14 protein-coding genes are annotated in these 17,766 nt (G+C 67.3%); 6 read left to right on the top strand and 8 right to left on the bottom strand.

Annotated elements, in window-relative coordinates:
- Positions 1–12: 12 nt before the first annotated feature.
- Entirely contained in the window at positions 13–420 is a 408-nt protein-coding gene (locus AC1KAR_RS02690) for a hypothetical protein (RefSeq protein WP_480314408.1), read from the bottom strand.
- 130 nt (positions 421–550) lie between these two features.
- Here AC1KAR_RS02690 and AC1KAR_RS02695 point away from each other — a divergent pair, with 130 nt between their 5' ends.
- Both AC1KAR_RS02695 and AC1KAR_RS02700 read left to right on the top strand, forming a co-directional pair.
- Positions 551–1,378: a helix-turn-helix domain-containing protein gene (locus AC1KAR_RS02695; protein ID WP_480314409.1), complete on the top strand. Its 828-nt coding sequence runs from the start codon at positions 551–553 to the stop codon at positions 1,376–1,378.
- Between the two features lie 55 nt (positions 1,379–1,433).
- Positions 1,434–3,644: a molybdopterin-dependent oxidoreductase gene (locus AC1KAR_RS02700; protein WP_480314410.1), complete on the top strand. Its 2,211-nt coding sequence runs from the start codon at positions 1,434–1,436 to the stop codon at positions 3,642–3,644.
- Positions 3,645–3,785: 141 nt separating this feature from the next.
- Here AC1KAR_RS02700 and AC1KAR_RS02705 read toward each other — a convergent pair whose 3' ends face one another.
- Positions 3,786–4,604 (bottom strand): metal-dependent hydrolase, encoded by an 819-nt coding sequence (locus tag AC1KAR_RS02705; protein WP_480314411.1) that lies wholly within the window; start codon positions 4,602–4,604, stop codon positions 3,786–3,788.
- Positions 4,605–4,703: 99 nt separating this feature from the next.
- Here AC1KAR_RS02705 and AC1KAR_RS02710 point away from each other — a divergent pair, with 99 nt between their 5' ends.
- The gene (locus AC1KAR_RS02710) at positions 4,704–5,297 is read left to right on the top strand and encodes a TetR/AcrR family transcriptional regulator (protein WP_480314412.1); all 594 of its coding nucleotides are present in this window, start codon (positions 4,704–4,706) and stop codon (positions 5,295–5,297) included.
- A 4-nt stretch (positions 5,298–5,301) separates the two neighbouring features.
- Here AC1KAR_RS02710 and AC1KAR_RS02715 read toward each other — a convergent pair whose 3' ends face one another.
- Genes AC1KAR_RS02715 through purL form a run of 3 tightly spaced genes read right to left on the bottom strand, consistent with a single transcriptional unit; the run spans position 5,302 to position 10,782 of the window.
- On the bottom strand, positions 5,302–6,537 hold the full coding sequence (locus tag AC1KAR_RS02715) for a flavin-dependent oxidoreductase (RefSeq protein ID WP_480314413.1): 1,236 nt from the start codon (positions 6,535–6,537) through the stop codon (positions 5,302–5,304).
- Positions 6,538–6,541: 4 nt separating this feature from the next.
- A complete protein-coding gene (locus tag AC1KAR_RS02720; RefSeq protein WP_480314414.1) occupies positions 6,542–6,784 on the bottom strand; it encodes a hypothetical protein in 243 nt (80 codons plus the stop codon).
- Positions 6,785–6,807: 23 nt separating this feature from the next.
- Positions 6,808–10,782, bottom strand: coding sequence for a phosphoribosylformylglycinamidine synthase (gene purL, locus AC1KAR_RS02725; RefSeq protein WP_480314415.1), 3,975 nt, complete (start codon positions 10,780–10,782; stop codon positions 6,808–6,810).
- Between the two features lie 95 nt (positions 10,783–10,877).
- Between purL and map the strand changes: the two genes are divergently transcribed.
- Genes map through asd form a run of 3 tightly spaced genes read left to right on the top strand, consistent with a single transcriptional unit; the run spans position 10,878 to position 15,262 of the window.
- Positions 10,878–11,699 carry a type I methionyl aminopeptidase gene (gene map / locus AC1KAR_RS02730; RefSeq protein WP_480314416.1) on the top strand — a complete coding sequence of 274 codons (822 nt, stop codon included), beginning with the start codon at positions 10,878–10,880 and terminating at the stop codon, positions 11,697–11,699.
- Between the two features lie 3 nt (positions 11,700–11,702).
- Positions 11,703–14,342, top strand: a complete 2,640-nt coding sequence (locus AC1KAR_RS02735) for a [protein-PII] uridylyltransferase (protein ID WP_480314417.1) — start codon at positions 11,703–11,705, stop codon at positions 14,340–14,342.
- A 56-nt stretch (positions 14,343–14,398) separates the two neighbouring features.
- On the top strand, positions 14,399–15,262 hold the full coding sequence (asd, locus tag AC1KAR_RS02740) for an archaetidylserine decarboxylase (RefSeq protein WP_480314418.1): 864 nt from the start codon (positions 14,399–14,401) through the stop codon (positions 15,260–15,262).
- Here asd and AC1KAR_RS02745 read toward each other — a convergent pair.
- The 3 genes from AC1KAR_RS02745 to phbB form a co-directional block, all read right to left on the bottom strand.
- Positions 15,200–16,159, bottom strand: coding sequence for a pseudouridine synthase (locus AC1KAR_RS02745; RefSeq protein ID WP_480314419.1), 960 nt, complete (start codon positions 16,157–16,159; stop codon positions 15,200–15,202). The two genes, asd and AC1KAR_RS02745, sit on opposite strands and share 63 nt — an antisense overlap.
- Positions 16,101–16,895 carry an oxygen-dependent tRNA uridine(34) hydroxylase TrhO gene (gene trhO / locus AC1KAR_RS02750; protein ID WP_480314420.1) on the bottom strand — a complete coding sequence of 265 codons (795 nt, stop codon included), beginning with the start codon at positions 16,893–16,895 and terminating at the stop codon, positions 16,101–16,103. Before trhO ends, AC1KAR_RS02745 begins: the two co-directional genes overlap by 59 nt.
- Before the next feature lie 93 nt (positions 16,896–16,988).
- On the bottom strand, positions 16,989–17,726 hold the full coding sequence (gene phbB, locus AC1KAR_RS02755) for an acetoacetyl-CoA reductase (protein WP_480314421.1): 738 nt from the start codon (positions 17,724–17,726) through the stop codon (positions 16,989–16,991).
- Between the last annotated feature and the right edge of the window lie 40 nt (positions 17,727–17,766).

Below are 17,766 nucleotides of genomic sequence, written 5' to 3' on the forward strand. Positions count from 1 at the left end.
ACGGCGGCCCGATCAGGCCATCGCGCGGGGTTGCGCGGCGCGGCGCAGGCAGGTGAACTGCAACTCGGCGAACACCAGCACCGCGACGATCTGCACGCCAAGGAAGGCCTGCCCCAACGCCGTGGGCGTGAATGCGCCGCCGAAGCCGACCACGCCGCACTCGACAGCCCAAGCGGTGTTGCCGACAACCAGCACCCACAGCACCGGCCGCGGAAGGCTCTCGCGGCGCGAGAGCCAGGCGAGTGCCGCTGCGTAGCCGAGCAGGAACACGCCCGCCGGCATCAGCAGCGCACCGGGCAGGCCGAGGAGCGACAGCAACGCAGCGCCACCGAACACCATCAATGCACCGGCTGCGGCGCTCACGCCAGCGTCGGCGAGCAGCACGTTGCGAACGAAACGGGTCACGAGAACGTGGGACATGGTGGATCTCCTTGGTGAATCGCCACCGCGAAGGCGATGGCAAGGCCCGCATGCTGCGCATCGGCTGGCGCAAGGTCCATGACCTGCGAGGTCATGGGCTCGGCGCAGCGCCTGCGCTAAGGTTGCTTCCATGCAGACCGTACACACCTCCGTCTCGGCCCCCGTGGGCACGCTGCTGCGCGAGTGGCGCCAGCGCCGGCGTTTGAGTCAGCTCGATCTGGCCACCGACGCCGACATCTCCACCCGCCACCTGAGCTACATGGAGACCGGCCGCGCCACGCCCAGCCGCGCGATGGTGTTGCACCTGGCCGAGCAGCTCGAGGTGCCGCTGCGCGAGCGCAACGCCCTGCTCACCGCCGCGGGTTACGCGCCGCTGTACCCCGAGCGCAAGCTTGACGACCCTGCCTTGCAGGTGGCGCGGCAGGCGGTGGAGCAGTTGCTCAAGGCGCACGAGCCCCACCCTGCGCTGGCCGTCGACCGCCACTGGAACATGCTGGCGCACAACCAGCCTGTGCTGCTGATGCTCGATGGCGTGTCGCCCGAACTGCTTCAGCCGCCGGTGAACGTGCTGCGGCTCAGCCTGCATCCGAAGGGCGTGTCGCCCCGCATCGTCAACCTGCGGTCGTGGCGCGATCACCTCTTTGAGCGCTTGCGCCACCAGATCAACGTGAGCGCGGATCCCGTGCTCGCCGACTTGCTGCGAGAACTTCAGTCCTACCCCGCCCCGGACGAGGGCGAATCCCACGCGCCCATCGCCAGCGACGCGGTGGCCATCCCCTTGAAACTGCGCTCGCCGCAGGGCGTGCTGTCGTTCCTGAGCACCACCACCGTGTTCGGCACGCCGGTCGACATCACACTGTCCGAGTTGGCGCTGGAGACCTTCTTTCCGGCGGACGCGTTCACCACCGCAGCGCTGCGTCGCCTGAGCGACGGACGGGCGGGCTCGCCGCAGGCATAACGCCGCATCGGAACAGGACCCAAAGCGCAAGGCACAAGGCACAAGGGAGACCAACATGAGTACGACGCACCACCACATCTGCCCCGTCTGCGAAGCCACCTGCGGCCTGGAGGTGCAGGTGGATCACGGCAAGGTCATCGCCATCCGCGGCCAGGCGAGCGACAGCTTCAGCAAGGGCTACATCTGCCCCAAGGGCGTGGCGCTCAAGGATCTGCACGACGATCCGGACCGCCTGCGCACGCCGCTCATCAAGCGCGATGGCCGCTTCGTCGAGGCGAGCTGGGCGGAAGCCTTCGACGAGATCGAGCGGCGCCTGATGCCGCTGCGCGCAACCCACGGCAACGACAGCGTCGCCCTCAGCGTGGGCAACCCGGCAGGCCACAAGTTCGGTGTGATGCTCTACCTGGGGCGGCTGGCCAAGGCGATGGGCTCGCGCAACATCTTCTCCGCCTCCACGCTCGACCAGATGCCCAAGCAGCTCTCGGGCGGGCTGATGTTCGGCCACTGGCTCACCATCCCCATCCCCGACATCGAGCGCTGCGACTTCCTGCTGATGCTGGGTGCCAACCCGATGGCGAGCAACGGCAGCCTGTGGACGGTGCCCGACTTCCGTGCCAAGGCCAAGGCCCTGCGCGAGCGCGGCGGGCAGTTGATCGTGATCGACCCGCGCCGCACCGAGACGGCCGAGATCGCCAGCCGCCACCTCGCCATCCGCCCCGGTGGCGATGCCTTCCTGATGCTGGGCATGGTGCACACGCTCTTCGCCGAAGGCCGGGTGCGGCTGGGCCGCATCGCAGAGCACGTGGCGGGTGTGGATGATCTGCAGCGGGCGGTGAAGCCCTTCACGCCTGAAGCCGTGTCGGCTCGCTGCGGCATTGCGGCGGATGACATCCGCCAGCTGGCGCGCGACCTCGCGAAGGCCGAGCGCGCGGCGGTCTACGGCCGGCTGGGCACCTGCACGCAGGCCTACGGCACGCTGGCCAGCTGGCTGATCGACGTGCTCAACGTGCTCACAGGCCACCTCGACGAGCCGGGCTGCGCGATGTTCGCCAAGGCCGCGGCCTTCTCGTCCAACACCGAAGGCACGCCGGGCATCGGCAAGGGCGTGAGCACGGGCCGCCACCGTTCGCGGGTGAGCGGCGCGCCCGAGGTGTTCGGTGAGATCCCGATGGGTTGCCTGGCCGAAGAAATCGAGACCGGTGGCCCCGGCCAGGTGAAGGCGCTGATCACCTTCGCCAGCAACCCGGTGCTGTCCGCGCCCAACGGCGCGCGGCTCGCGCAGGCGCTCGACCAGCTCGACTTCATGCTCAGCTACGACATCTACCTCAACGAGACCACGCGCCACGCAGATGTGATCCTGCCCGGCCTCGCGCCGCTGGAAGATGCGCATTTCGACGTGGCGCTGCCCCAGTTCGCCTACCGCAACCACGTGCGCTACAGCGCCCCGGCCCTGCCTGCCCCCACGGGCCACCTGCGCGACTGGCAGATCATGGTCAAGCTCATTGGCCTGTTCAACGGCAAGGGGGCGCGTGCCGACGTGCAGCAGCTCGACGACGAGATGGTCTTCGCCGAGCTGCAGCGTGGCTTCGGCGAGCAGGCACAGGCGGTTATGCGCGAGATCTCGGCCCACACCGGCCCGGAGCGCAGGCTCGATCTGTCGCTGCGCAGCGGGCCCTACGGAGACCGCTTCGGGCAGAACCCAGAGGGCCTGACGCTCGCCAAGGTGGCGGCGGCCGAAGGCGGCATCGACCTCGGGCCCCTGCAGGCACGCATCCCCGAGGTGCTGCGCACGCCCAGCGGCAAGGTCGAACTCGCACCGCCGCTGCTGCGCGACGACCTGCAACGCGCAGCCGCCGATCTGACTGCGCCGCTGCCCGAGATGGTGATGATCGGCCGCCGCCACGTGCGCTCGAACAACAGCTGGATGCACAACCTGCCGCTGCTGGCCAAGGGGCCGTTCCGCTGCACCGCGATCGTGAACCCAACCGATGCGGCGCGGCTTGGCTTGTCAGACGGTGCGACCGCACGCATCGCAGGCCACGAGGGCGCAGCCATCGAGGCACACGTGGAGGTGAGCGACAGCGTGATGCCCGGGGTCATCTGCCTGCCGCATGGCTGGGGCCACCACCTGCCCGGCGCCCGCCTGGGCGTGGCAGCCGAGCGCCCGGGGGCAAACTTCAATGCGGTGCTGGACGAGCGCTTGCGTGATCCGCTGTCGGGGAATGCGGTGCTGGGAGGGGTGGCGGTGGAGGTTTCCGCGGCGTAGGTGTGCGGCGTAGGTATGCGGGGTTGGTGAAGGGGTTGGCGTGGGGCTTCGATACCTCAGCCTGAGCGGGTGGTGATGCGCGAACGCTCTTCTTCGAGCACCTCTGTCCGCTCAGGCTGAGGTATCGAAGCCCCGCTCCACCTACCGCCCCACCACCGAGAACTGCCCCGCGTTCTCCTTCAACCACGCCTGCGACAAGGCATCGTCCTGCTGCCGCGGGTGAAAGTCTTCGCGCAGATACGCCTTCCACGGCCCATACGTCTTGCGCACCAGCCCGCTCTTGCCGAACAGGTAGCCCCAGGCGCTGCGCCAGGTCTTGAAGCTGAAGAGCGCCCCGTCGTGCCACAGGTTGCGCACGGTCTGGCGCGCCACATCCGTGAGGAAGAGCGTGGTCACGCGCTTGAACCACTTCACGCGCCATTCGTGGTTGCCACCCAGCGCCACGTAGACATCGAACGCGGTGCTGCGGTGCTCGCTTTCTTCGGAGGCGTGCCACATCCACATCGTGCGCAGGCGCGGTTCGGCATCGGCCAGTGCCCAGGTGTTCTCGAGCATCCATTCGGCCAGGATGGCGGTGAAGTGCTCGGTGGCCGCGGTGGTGGCGACCACGTGGCGCGCATCAACCTGATCGAAGATCGGCGTGCGCTTCGTGATGCGCTGTTCCCAGGTGTTGGTGTAGCCCTGCTTGTCGAGGTGGCCGTTGAAAAGGCCGTGGATGCGCCGGTGCGTGGCCTCCTGGCCGATGAAGCCCTGCACTTCCTTCTCGAAGCGCTCGCGCTCGTTCTCGGGCAGCTGCTTCATGCCTGAGCGCAGCGAGTCGATGAAGAACTGCTCGCCCACCGGGAAGCTCATCGACAAGGCATTGAACAAGGCGGTGCGAAAGGCGTCGCCACCGCACCAGCGGCGCGGGATGGGGGCTTCCAGGTCGATCAGCAGGCGGCGAACCACGAGGTCGGTCACGTTCAGTCTCCATGATCTGGTACGCGTGGGTACCAATGCCGTGAATCTGCCGGCCACCCGTGGTACTGTCAAGTACCAATTTCGACCGATCGTGATCTCATGCCTCATTCAGCCGCACCGGATGCCAGCCACCGCCGCCGCCTGCTCGACGCAATGGGCGAAGCCGTTGCCCGCAAGGGTTACGCCGACACCACCATCGCCGACCTGGCCGCCATTGCGCGAGTGTCGCGGCGCACCTTCTACGAACACTTCGCGAGCAAGGAAGACTGCTTCGTGGCGCTCTACGAGGCCGCCAGCAAGCAGGCGCTGGGCGTGCTGCGCGATGCGCTCGACACGACCCAGGACCCGCTCACCCAGGCCGAGCGGGCGCTGACGGCGTACCTCACCACCATGGCCAGCGCCCCCGGCCTGATCAAGACGTTGTTCATCGCCATCCTCAGCCTCGGCCCGCTCGGGCTGCAGGCGCGCCGACGCGTCAACCAACAGTTGGCCGACTTCATCGTCGAGGTGGTCAACCGCCCGCACGACGGTCGCCAGCACCCCCCGCTCTCAGGCGAACTGGCCATGAGCATCGTCGGCGGCGTGAACGAACTGGTGCTGCAGAAGGTGGAGCAAGACCGCGTTGACGAACTGCCGCAACTCGGCGCCACCACCGCCGAGTTCATCCGCGCAGTGGTGTACGGGTCGCGCTGACCACTCAGCGTTTCTGGGCGACCTGGCTCTTGTCGAAGCCCGCCACCTGCTTGTAGCGGGCGGCGATGCCTTCGAGTTCTTCGCGCGGCATCACGTCGTGGATGTGCTTGAAGCCCTCGGGTGCGCGCTGCTCGGCGATGGCCATCACCTGCTCGGGCCCGTTCTGGCGGTTGAGCAGCACGATGTTGGCCGTCTTGGGCAGGCGCTCGGCCTCGTAGGCGTCGAGCGCGGCTTCGATCTGGCCCTTGCCGGTCAGCGCGTCAGCGAGCGCCCGCACGTCGAGGATGGCCTGCGAGGCACCGTTCGAGCCGATGGGGTACATGGGGTGCGCCGCATCGCCCAGCAAGGTGACGCGGCCCTGGCGCCAGTGCGGCAGCGGGTCGCGGTCGACCAGCGGGAACTCGTAAACCTTCGAGGCGCCGCGGATCAGCGCCGGGATGTCGATCCACTCCCACTTCCAGCCCTGGAAGGGGCCGGCGAAGACGCTGGGGTCGACCTCGCGGTTCCAGTCGGTGCGCGACGGCATTTCGGGGACCGACAGCTCCGCGATCCAGTTGATGCGCGAGCGGCCCTGCTCGGCCAGCTTGCGCGAGATCGGGTAAGCGACGAACTTCACGTCGGGGTGGCCGGCCATGAACATCGAGCGGCCGTCGCCAAACGGCTCGCCCTCGGTGATGGCGCGCCACAGCACGCGCTTGCCGTAGCGCGGGGCGCCTTCGTCCGTCCACATCTGCTTGCGCGCGGCGGAGTGGATGCCGTCGGCGGCGACGAGCGCATCGGCTTCGACAGTCACCGCAGTCCCATCGCTCAGGCGCTGGAAGCTCGCCTGAACCTTCTGCCCCGCATTCAGGAAGCCGGTGAGCTGGTGGCCCAGCACCACGCGCTCTGATCCCAGACGATGCAGCACCGCCTCGAGCAGGATCATGTGCAGCTCGCCACGGTGGATGGAGTACTGCGGCACCGGGTAGCCCGCGGCCAGCCCGCGCGGCTCGCTCCAGATCGTGTGCCCGAACTTGTTGTAGTAGGTGAGCGATGCAGTCTCGATGGCAGTCGCCGCCAGCGATTCCTGCAACCCCAGATCGGCGAGCTCCTTCACCGAGTGAGGCAGCAGATTCACGCCCACGCCCAGCGGGCGAAGCTGCGGCGCGGCCTCGTAGACCGTGCACGAGATGCCACGCTGATGCAATGCGAGGGCCAGGGTCAGGCCGCCGATGCCACCACCGGCAATTGCGATGTCCATGGGCTCAGACGTCCAGCGTGAAGACCTGTGCTGCGCGGCGTTCCGGCTCGCCGTGGCCCACCAGCACCTTGGCCCAGGTCGCGTTGTTCGCGTCCTTGGCCGGGGTGAGGCCCTTGGTCATCACGGCCACCTCTTCGGAGCCGGCGTCGATGTCGTTCACGTGAACGAAGGCGCTGTCGTAGAGCTTGGCGACCATGGCGCCATCGGATTCGATCAGGACCAGGTACTTGACCGGCGTCTTGTGCATGAAATCTGTCTCCCTGATTTGATTCAATCGGCCCAGCGACGGGCATTGCGGAACATCTGCATCCACGGGCTTTGCTCGCTCTTGTCGCCCGAGGTCCAGCTCATCAATACATTGCGGAACACACGCTCGGGGTGCGGCATCAGCACGGTGAAGCGGCCGTCGGGCGTGGTCACCGAGGTGAGGCCGTCGGGGCTGCCGTTGGGGTTGGCCGGGTAGGCTTCGGTGGCTGCGCCGGTGTTGTCGACGAAGCGCATGGCGCGGTGCACTGCCTTCGCGTCGCCGCGTTGCGAGAAATCGGCGAAGCCCTCGCCGTGCGCCACCGCGATGGGCAGGCGGCTGCCGGCCATGCCCGTGAAGAAGATCGACGGGCTTTCCAGCACCTCGACCAGGCTCAGGCGTGCCTCGAACTGCTCGCTCTTGTTGCGGGTGAACTTGGGCCAGGCCTGCGCGCCAGGGATGATGGGCGACAGCGCAGCCATCATCTGGCAGCCGTTGCACACACCGAGCGCGAAGGTGTCGGTGCGCTGGAAGAAGGCGGCGAACTGCTCGGCCAGCACGGGGTTGAACATCACCGAGCGCGCCCAGCCTTCTCCGGCGCCCAGGGTGTCGCCGTAAGAGAAGCCGCCGCAGGCGATGAAGCCCTGGAACTGGTCCAAGCGTGCGCGACCGGTCTGCAGATCGCTCATGTGCACGTCGAAGGTGTCGAAGCCGGCCTGGTCCATCGAGTAGCTCATCTCGATGTGGCTGTTGACACCCTGTTCGCGCAGGATCGCCAGCTTGGGGCGCGTGGCCTTGATGGCCGGCGCCGCGGGCGTGAACGTGAGGTGGACGTGCAGGCCGGGGTCGTCGGCACGGCCCGCGGTTGCGTGCTCGGCATCGGCGCAGGCGGGGTTGTCGCGCAGCTGGGCGATGCGCCAGCTCACCTCGTCCCAGGCTTGGTGGAGATCGCGCAGCGGCGCATTGAAGATGGATTGCGCGTCGCGCCAGACCTCGACCACGCCCTTGTCATTCGGCTTGCCGACGAAGTGGCTGTGCTTGGACAGGCCGTGCTCGCGCAGCACCTGCATCACGTCGTTGCGCACCGCGGTCGGCACCTGGATCAGGGCACCGAGTTCTTCGTTGAAGAGCGCGCGCAGGCTAAGCTCGGCGCGCCGCGCACTTACCTGGCCAGCCCAGTTCTTGGAGTCGCCGAACTCGGCGCGGCTGTCGCTGATGCCATCGCCCTCGGTCACGAGCATGTCGATGTTGAGGCTGACACCGAGGTGGCCGGCGAAGGCCATCTCGCAGGCCGCCGCCCACAGGCCACCGTCGCTGCGGTCGTGGTAGGCCAGCAGCTTGCCTTCGCTGCGCAACTGGTTGATGGCATCGACGAGCGCCTTCAATTGCTGCGGTTCGTCGAGGTCGGGAACTTCGTTCCCGAACTGGTTGAGGACCTGGGCCAGCATCGAGCCACCCATGCGGTTCTGGCCATTGCCGAGATCGATCAGGATCAGCGTGGTGTCGCCCGGTTGCAGTTGCGGCGTGAGCGTGGGCCGCACGTCGGAAAGCGTGGCGAAGGCCGAGACGATCAGGCTCACCGGGGCGGTGACCTGTTTGCTCGCGTTGCCGTCGCTCCAGCGGGTGCGCATCGACAGGCTGTCCTTGCCGACCGGCACGCTGATGCCCAAAGCCGGGCAGAGATCCATGCCGACGGCCTTGACCGTGTCGTACAGCGCGGCGTCTTCGCCCGGCTCGCCGCAGGCGGCCATCCAGTTGCAGCTCAGCTTCACACGCGGCAGCTCGATCGGCGCCGCCAGCAGGTTGGTGATCGCCTCGCCCACCGCCATGCGGCCCGAGGCCGGCGCGTCGAGCGCGGCCAGCGGCGTGCGCTCGCCCATGCTCATGGCCTCGCCGCGGAAGCCGCTGTAGTCGGCCAGCGTGACGGCCACGTCGGCCACCGGCACCTGCCAGGGGCCGACCATCTGGTCGCGGTGATTCAGGCCACCCACCGTGCGGTCGCCGATGGTCACGAGGAAGCGCTTGCTGGCCACGGTCGGGTGGCGCAGCACGTCGAAGGCCACCTTGTCGAGCGACACGTCGTTCAGGTTCAGCGCGGGCAGCGTGCGGGTCACGCGCTCCACCTTGCGATGCATCTTGGGCGGCTTGCCCAGCAGCACCTCCATCGGCATGTCGATGGCGCGGTCGTCAGTGTCGGGCTGATCCAGCGTGAGTTGCTTCGCATCGGTGGCGATGCCCACGATGGCAAACGGGCAACGCTCCCGCTCGCACATGGCCTGGAACAGCGGCAGCGCGTCGGCGCGCACCGCCATGACGTAGCGCTCCTGGCTTTCGTTGCACCAGATTTCCTTCGGCGCCAGGCCGCTCTCTTCCAGCGGGACCTTGCTCAGGTCGAAGCGCGCGCCGCGGCCGGCGCCGTCTACCAACTCCGGGAAGGCGTTGGAAATACCGCCCGCACCCACGTCGTGGATCGCGAGGATGGGGTTCACGTCACCCAGCGCCCAGCAGTGGTTGATGACCTCTTGCGCACGGCGCTGGATCTCGGGGTTGCCTCGCTGCACCGAGTCGAAGTCGAGCTCGGCGGCATTGGCGCCTGCCGCCATCGAGCTGGCTGCACTGCCGCCCATGCCGATGCGCATGCCGGGGCCGCCCAGCTGGACGAGCAGCGTGCCAGCCGGGAACTCGATCTTTTGCGTCTGCGAATCCGAGATCGTGCCCAGGCCGCCCGCGATCATGATGGGCTTGTGATAACCGCGCACCAGGTCACCGACCTGCTGCTCGTAGACCCGGAAGTAGCCACCCAGGTTGGAGCGTCCGAACTCGTTGTTGAACGCCGCGCCACCCAGCGGGCCGTCGACCATGATCTGCAGCGGGCTGGCGATGTGCTCGGGCTTGCCGTAGCGCACCTGCTCCCAGGGCTCCTTGGTGCCGGGCAAGTGGAGGTTGGAAACGCTGAAACCGGTCAAGCCCGCCTTGGGCTTGGAACCCCGGCCGGTGGCGCCTTCGTCGCGGATCTCGCCGCCAGCGCCGGTGGAAGCGCCCGGGAAGGGCGAGATGGCCGTCGGGTGGTTGTGCGTCTCCACCTTCATCAGCACGTGCACCGTCTCCTGGCGAGCACCGTACTGCGGGGCGTTGGTGTAACCCTGCGGCAGCCAGCGCTCGGTGGGGCCGCCCTCCATCACCGAAGCGTTGTCGCTGTAGGCGATGACCGTGTGCTGGGGCGCGAGCTGGTGCGTGTTGCGGATCATGCCGAACATCGACTTCTCTTGCGCCACGCCGTCGATGGTGAACTGCGCGTTGAAGATCTTGTGACGGCAGTGCTCGCTGTTGGCCTGCGCGAACATCATCAGCTCGACGTCGGTCGGGTTGCGCTTGAGGCCGGTGAAAGCGCTGACCAGATACTCGATCTCGTCGTCGCTGAGCGCCAGGCCGAACGTGGTGTTGGCCTGTTCCAGCGCGGCACGGCCCCGGCTCAGCACATCGACGTGCTCCATCGGTTTTCCGGGTTGTTCGTCGAAGAGATGCGTGGCGTCATCGCGGGCCAGCAGCACGCTTTCGGTCATGCGGTCGTGCAGCAGCGCGGCTGCGGCCTGCAGATCGTCGGCGCTGAGGGGCTTGGTGCCGCCGAGCAGCCCGCTCTTCAAACTGAGCCGGTATTCGGTGACGCGCTCCACCCGCTTGATGGCCAGACCGCAGTTGTGGGCAATATCGGTCGCCTTGGAAGCCCAGGGCGACACGGTGCCCAGGCGCGGTGCCACCACGATCAACGCGCCGTCCTGCGGGCCTGCGTAGGCATCGCCGTAGGCCAGCAAGGCAGCCAGCTTGTCGCGGGCAGATGCATCGAGTGCCGACTCGCTCCAGACCCAGTGCACATGCCGGGCGTGGACGCCGGTGATGCGCGGGTTCACCGCTTGAAGCCTTGGCAGCAAGGCCTGGACGCGGAATGCGGACAAGGCGTTGCCGCCCTCGAAATGCAGCAGATGCTTGGGGGTGGAAGTCACGCTGGGGCTCGGGTGCGGTTGGGTGGCCCGCCCGGGGATGGGGCTTGGCCGTGGAAACCCTGCATTTTACGGGGCCGGTGAGATAATCCCGCCCCATGACGATCACGATCAAAACCGCAGCCGACGTCGAAGCCATGCGCATCGCCGGACGGCTCGCCTCCGAAGTGCTGGACATGCTCACGCCGCACGTCAAGCCCGGCATCAGCACCGAAGAGCTCGACCGCCTCGCGCACGACCACATCGTGAACGTGCAGCAGGCCATCCCGGCGCCGCTGCACTACCAGCCGCCGGGCTACACGCCCTACCCCAAGTCGATCTGCACCTCGATCAACCATCAGGTGTGCCACGGCATCCCGAACGACCGGCCGCTGAAGAACGGCGACATCGTCAACATCGACGTCACCGTCATCAAGGACGGCTGGCACGGCGACACCAGCCGCATGTTCGTGGTGGGCGACGGCTCGATCGCCGCCAAGCGCCTGTGCGCGATGACGTATGACGCCATGTGGAAGGGCATCGCCAAAGTCAAGCCTGGCGCTCGCCTGGGCGATATCGGCCACTCGATCCAGACCTTCGCCGAGAACGCGGGCTTCACCGTCGTGCGCGAGTTCTGCGGCCATGGCATCGGCCAGAAGTTCCACGAGGAGCCGCAGGTTCTTCACTACGGCCGCCCCGGCACGCTCGAAGAGCTGGTGCCGGGCATGGTGTTCACCATCGAGCCGATGATCAACGCCGGCCGGCGCGACATCCGCGAGACGGGCGACGGCTGGACCATCGTCACGCGCGACCGCTCGCTCTCGGCGCAGTGGGAGCACACGGTGCTCGTCACCGAGACCGGCTACGAGATCCTCACGCTGTCCGCCGGCAGCCCGCCCCCGCCGGCCTTCGTGACGGCGCCTGACAAGGCAGCGGCCTGAACGATGTCCGCTGTGCCGGAGTCGGGGGCGCCTCCCGCAGGCGTTCGAAGCATCAGCGAGCAGCGCGCTCGCTTTCGTGAAGGCAAGGCAGCGCTGCTGGATCATTTCCGGCAGTCGCGGGCAACGGCACCGGCGGCTGCGCGGCTCGTGCGCGCACTGGCACGCCACGTCGACCAGACCCTGAACCAGCTCTGGGAGCACGCGATGATGCCCCCCGGCGCGGCGCTGGTGGCGGTTGGTGGCTACGGCCGTGGCGAGCTCTACCCGCACTCCGATGTCGACGTGCTCGTGCTGCTGCCCCCCGGCGACGCGCTGGCAAACGCGCGGCTGGCGGGCTCGTCGAACGACGCACTCAAGTCCTCCGTCGAAGGCTTCATCACCGCCTGCTGGGACATCGGCCTGGAGATCGGCTCCAGCGTGCGCACGGTCGACGAATGCGTGGCCGAGGGGCTGGGTGATGTGACTGTGCAGACGGCGTTGCTCGAATCGCGCTTCCTGTGCGGATCGCGGCGCCTGTTCGGCACCTTCCGGCGCGCCAACGACGAAGCCATGGACCCCAAGGCCTTCTTGCGCGCCAAGACGCTCGAGATGCGCCAGCGCCATCAGAAGTACGAAGACACGCCCTACTCGCTGGAACCCAACTGCAAGGAAAGCCCGGGCGGCCTGCGCGACCTGCAGATGCTGATCTGGGTCGCCCGCGCTGCAGGCCTCGGCAAGAGCTGGACCGAACTGGCCGCCAAGGGCCTGATCACGCCCTTCGAAGTGAAGCAGTTGCAGCGCAATGAAGGCCTGCTTCGGCTGATCCGCGCGCGGTTGCACATGGTGGCGGGCCGGCGCGAAGACCGGCTGGTGTTCGACCTGCAGACCGCGGTGGCCGAGAGCTTCGGCTACAAGGCGACCAAGGGCCAGCGAGTCTCCGAAGTTCTGATGCGCCGCTACTACTGGGCCGCCAAGGCGGTGGCGCAGCTCAACCAGATCCTGGTGCTCAACATCGAGGAGCGTGTGTACGGCTCGCAGGATGCGCCGATGCGGCCGATCAACGAGCACTTCCTGGACCGCGCCGGCATGCTCGAAGTGGCCAGCGACGACCTGTACGAACGCAACCCGCACACGATCCTGGAGACCTTTCTCGTCTTCCAGCAGTCGCACGGGGTCGAAGGCCTGTCGGCGCGCACGCTGCGTGCGCTCTACAACGCCCGCGAGGTGATGGACAGCGAGTTCCGCCGCGACCCGGCCAATCGCGACACCTTCATGCAGATCCTGAAGGCGCCCGAAGGCCAGACGCACGCCTTTCGCCTGATGAACCAGACCAGCGTGCTCGGGCGCTACCTGTGGGTGTTCCGCCGCATCGTGGGACAGATGCAGCACGACCTGTTCCACGTCTACACGGTCGACCAGCACATCCTGATGGTGCTGCGCAACGTGCGCCGCTTCTTCATCGCCGAGCACGCGCACGAATACCCGTTCTGCTCGCAGCTAGCCTCCACCTTCGACGACCCGTGGGTGCTGTACGTGGCCGCCCTGTTCCACGACGTGGCCAAGGGCCGCGGTGGCGACCACTCCGACCTGGGCGCGTTCGAGGTGCGTCGCTTCTGCCGCGATCACCTCATCGGCCGCGAAGACGCCCTGCTGATCGAGTTCCTGGTGAAAGGCCACCTCACCATGTCGCGCATCGCCCAGAAAGAAGACCTGAGCGACCCCGACGTGATCGAGTCCTTTGCCAAGCTGGTGGGCAACGAGCGCCGGCTGACGGCGCTGTACCTGCTGACGGTCGCCGACATTCGCGGCACGAGCCCCAAGGTCTGGAACGCCTGGAAGGGCAAGCTGCTGGAAGACCTGTACCGCCTCACGCTGCGTGCGCTGGGCGGCTCGCGGCCCAACCTGGACGCCGAGATCGAGGCCCGCAAGCAGGAAGCACGGCACACGCTCAACCTGTACTCGATGCTGCCCGACACCGAGACGGCGCTGTGGAAGACGCTGGAGCTGAGCTATTTCGTGCGCCACGATGCGGGCGACATCGCCTGGCATGCGCGCTCGCTGTTCCGCCACGTCAGCACCACCGAACCGATCGTGCGTGCGCGGCTGTCTTCGCTCGGCGAGGGCTTGCAGGTGCTCGTCTACGCGCCCGACCGGACCGACCTCTTCGCCCGCATCTGCGGTTACTTCGAAAGCGCCGGCTTCAACATCCTGGACGCGAAGATCCACACCACCACCGCGGGCTACGCGCTCGACACCTTCCAGGTGATCAGCCCGCAGGTCGATCAGCAGCACTATCGCGACCTGATCTCGCTGGTCGAGACGCAGGCCACTCTCGCGCTCAAGGCCGACGGGCCCCTGCACGAACCCTCGCGCGGGCGGCTCTCGCGGCGGGTGAAGTCCTTCCCCGTCACGCCGCGCGTGACGCTGCGGCCCGACGAGCGCGGGCAGCGCTGGCTGCTGGGCGTATCAGCCAGCGACCGCTCGGGCCTGCTCTATTCCATCGCGCGCGTGCTGGCGCGCCACAGCATCAACCTGCAACTCGCCAAGATCACGACGCTGGGCGAACGGGTCGAAGACACCTTCCTGATCGACGGCTCGGCCCTGCAGCAAAACAGGGCCCAGATCGAGATCGAGACCGAACTGCTCGACGCCATCTCCGCCTGACCCATATAGGCCCGCTGGCTAGAATTCCGCCCCTTTCCTCACCTTGGGTGACCGCCTTGTCCGACCGCCTCGCCGTCCTGCCGCAATACCTCATGCCCAAGCAGGCGCTCACGGCCCTGGCTGGCCGGGCGGCCCGCGCACAGGGCGGCACGCTCACCACCCAGGTGATCGACTGGTTCGTGAAGCGCTACGGCGTGAACATGAACGAAGCGGCCAACCCCGACACCGCCAGCTACCCGACCTTCAACGAGTTCTTCACGCGTGCGCTGAAGCCAGGCGCGCGACCGTTGCTCGACGCCGACCTCACCTGCCCGGTAGACGGCGCCATCAGCCAGTTCGGCGCCATCGAACGCGACCTGATCTTCCAGGCCAAGGGGCACCGCTACACCACCACGGCGCTCGTGGGCGGCGATGCCGCGCTGGCCACCCGCTTCGACAACGGTCATTTCGCCACGCTGTACCTGAGCCCGCGCGATTACCACCGCATCCACATGCCTTGCGACGGCCGCCTGACTCGGATGATTCACGTGCCGGGCGCGCTGTTCTCCGTCAACCCGACCACCGCGCGCGGCGTGCCGGGGCTGTTCGCGCGCAACGAGCGCGTGGTGTGCGTCTTCGAGACGGCAGGCGGCCCGTTCGTGCTCGCGCTGGTGGGTGCCACCATCGTGGGCAGCATGGCGACGGTGTGGCACGGCGTCGTCAACCCGCCGCGCCCCGGCCATCTGCGTGAATGGCACTACCCTGAATCGAACCAGGGTCAGCAGATCACGCTCAGGCAAGGCGAGGAGATGGGCCGCTTTCTGTTGGGCTCCACGGTGGTGATGCTCTTCCCGCAAGGGCCGCTGCAGTTCAACCCGTCATGGAAGCCCGGTGGTGCCATCCGCATGGGCGAGGCGATGGCGGCTCTCAAATCGGCGTAGTTCGCCGCTGATCGGGTCGGTGAACGCGAGCGAGCGAGCCAGCAACTGCAAGGGCCGCGTGTAGTCGGGCACCGCGGCCTCGGGCTGCAGAGTCGGATAGATCTGGTCGTTGACGATGGGCACGCCCAGTGCCGCCATGTGCGCGCGCAACTGATGTCGCTTGCCGCTCAAGGGGCGCAGGCCGTAGCGCGCCAGTGCGCCATGGCGCTCCAGCAGCTCGACGGTCGTTTCGGCATTCGGCTCGCCGGGCGCTTCATGCATCGTCATGAATGAATCGCCCTCTTCCAAGCGGCTGCGGTAAATCGAAGGCAAGCCTGCCCGCCAGGGGGCGATGGCTTCGTAGCGCTTTTCAGCCGCGCGCTCGCGAAACAGCGCCTGGTAGCGGCCCCGGGTAGCGGGTTGCACCGTGAACAGCACCAGGCCGGCCGTCTCGCGGTCGATGCGGTGCACCGGGGCCAAGGTGTCGATGCCGAGCTTGCGCTTCAGGCGCACCAGCAGCGTCTCTTGCAGGTAGCGGCCCGATGGCGTGACGGGCAGGAAGTGCGGCTTGTCGGCCACGACGATGAAGTCGTCCTGGTACAGCACCGCCTCGTCAAAGGGAATGCGCGGCTCGGCGGCCAGCCGCCGGTAGTAGTACAGCTTGCGATGCGGGGTAAACGGCGACTCTGGCCTAACAGCCGCGCCGGACTCATCGACCACGTCACCGCTTTCCACCCGAGCCAGCCATTCGCTGCGCGCGATCTGCGGAAAGCGGTGAGCAAGAAAATCGATCTGCGTGGGCCAGTCGCCATGCCCCGGCAGGGCCACGCAACTGCGACCCACGCCATCGCGCACCTCGTCAACCGGCGGCATCGAGGCGCCGTGCGCGCTGCAGACGCCATTCGCCGTCGGGTTCATCGGCATAGACCTGTTCAGCCGTGGTGTCGGTCTCTTGCAGGCGCGTGTCGAGCGCAATGCGGTTGTCGAACACGAAGCACTCGCCGTCCCACTCGCGCTCGGCATCGGGCAGGCTTTGAAAGTAGTTCAGGACGCCGCCCTCGAGTTCACGCACGCGCAGCCCCAGGCCCTGCATCCATGCACTGGTCTTCTCGCAGCGAATGCCCCCGGTGCAGTACATCGCCACCGTCTTGCCTTCGGCCTGCCACTGCGCTGCGTGCGCCTGCACGTAGCGCGGGAAGTCGCGGAAGTTGGTGACGCCCGGGTCGATGGCGTTCCTGAAGTGGCCCAGCCGGTACTCGAATCTGTTGCGGTTGTCGAGCACGACCACATCGTCTCGCGCGATCAACTCGCGCCAAGCTATCGGGTCGACGAGGGTATCGGCCGACGCCCCTCCGCCAGGCACACCCACGGCCACGATCTCCGGTTTGACGTGAACCTTCAACCGCGCAAACGGCGGCGTGCGGCAGGCACTGCGTTTGAAAACGATGCCGGCGAAACGAACGTCTTGCTGCAGCCCGCGCTCGAAGGCGTCGAGCGCGCCAGCGGGCCCGGCAAGCACGCCGTTGATCCCTTCATGCGCCACCAGCACGCTGCCCAGCAGATCGGCGGCGAGCAGGCGAAGGTTCGCCGCGACAGCATGCGGGTCATGCAGCGCGGCGAAGCGGTAGAACGCAATGTGAAAGGTGGCAGACATGCAATCGGTGCGGTGTCCCGGCGATCGCCGGGCCCCGCATTGTCGCAAGCCGTGCCTGCAGCAGGCCCCGGCATGCGCCGGGGCGACGCCGCATCAGCCCATGTGCAGGCCGCCGTTGACCGAGAAGTCGGCCCCGGTCGCAAAGCCGGATTCGTCGGAGGCCACCCACGACACGATGGAGGCGATGTCGTCCGGCGTGCCCAGGCGCTTGACCGGGATGCCGGCCACGATCTTGTCGAGCACGTCCTGGCGGATGGCCTTGACCATGTCGGTCGCGATGTAGCCCGGGCTCACGGTGTTCACCGTCACGCCCTTGTTGGCCACCTCTTGCGCGAGCGCCATCGTGAAGCCGTGCATGCCCGCCTTGGCCGCGGAGTAGTTGGTCTGTCCGAACTGCCCCTTCTCGCCGTTGACGGACGAGATGTTGATGATGCGGCCCCAGCCGCGCTCGAGCATGTCGTCGATGACCTGCTTGGTCACGTTGAACAGGCTGGTCAGGTTGGTCTCGATGACCGCGTCCCAGTCGGCGCGGCTCATCTTGCGGAACATGCCGTCGCGAGTGATGCCGGCGTTGTTGACCAGCACGTCGATCGGGCCCAGCTCGGCCTTGGTCTGCTGGAAGGCAGCGACCGTGGAATCCCAATCGCCGACGTTGCCGACCGAGGCGTGGAAGGAGTAGCCGAGTGCCTTCTGCTCGTCGAGCCACTTCTTGAAATCGCGGCTCGGGCCGCAACCGGCCACGACCGTGAAACCATCCTTGTGCAAACGCTGGCACATGGTGGTTCCGATGCCACCCATGCCCCCGGTGACGTATGCGACCTTCTTGCTCATTGTTTTTCTCCTTTAAAGATTCGATTCTGTAGCGTCGCGC

This window comes from Piscinibacter sp. PDB1-1, assembly GCF_056675995.1.